The organism is Pseudomonas sp. SWRI179 (assembly GCF_014268705.1).
Lineage (GTDB): Bacteria > Pseudomonadota > Gammaproteobacteria > Pseudomonadales > Pseudomonadaceae > Aquipseudomonas > Aquipseudomonas zanjanensis.
In genome coordinates, this window is the sequence record NZ_JABWRA010000133.1 from 1 (window position 1) to 584 (window position 584).

Consider the following 584-nt stretch of genomic DNA (forward strand, 5'->3'; position numbering starts at 1 on the left):
CAAAGCTACCAAGGCGCCGCGCTGGCCCTGCAACTGCCCGCGCCACTCAGCGCCCGCTTGCGCCGCTTCAGCCAGCAACAAGGCCTGACCCCGTTCATGACCTTGCTCGGTGCCTGGTCGATCCTGCTCTCACGCCTGAGCAACCAGCCGCAGGTGGTGGTCGGCACGCCGGTGGCCAACCGTCCACGGCGGGAAACCGAGGCCTTGATCGGCTTCTTCGTCAACACCCTGGCCCTGCGCATCGACGTCCAAGCCCACAGCCGCGTCGAGCAGTTGCTGGCGCACATCAAGGCCTCCACCCTCGACGCCTACAGCCATCAGGACCTGCCGTTCGAGCAAGTGGTCGAAGCCCTGCAACCGGAACGCAGCCTCGGCCACAGCCCGTTGTTCCAAGCCATGTTGGTGCTGGGCAACACACCACGGGACCAGGCCCTGGAACTGCCGGGCCTGAGTTTGACACCGCTGCCCCAGCCCACCGGCACCACCCAGTTTGACGTGAGCCTGTCCCTCAACGACGACGGCGAGCACATCAGCGGCCAGTTCGAATACGCCACCGACTTGTTCGATGAAAGCACCATCGCCCG

Annotated in this window: 1 protein-coding gene; it reads left to right on the plus strand. The window is 65.6% G+C overall.

Annotated elements, in window-relative coordinates; genetic code table 11:
* A partial coding sequence (locus HU767_RS28560; RefSeq protein ID WP_186731115.1) for a condensation domain-containing protein occupies positions 1–584 on the plus strand: 584 nt, incomplete at both ends.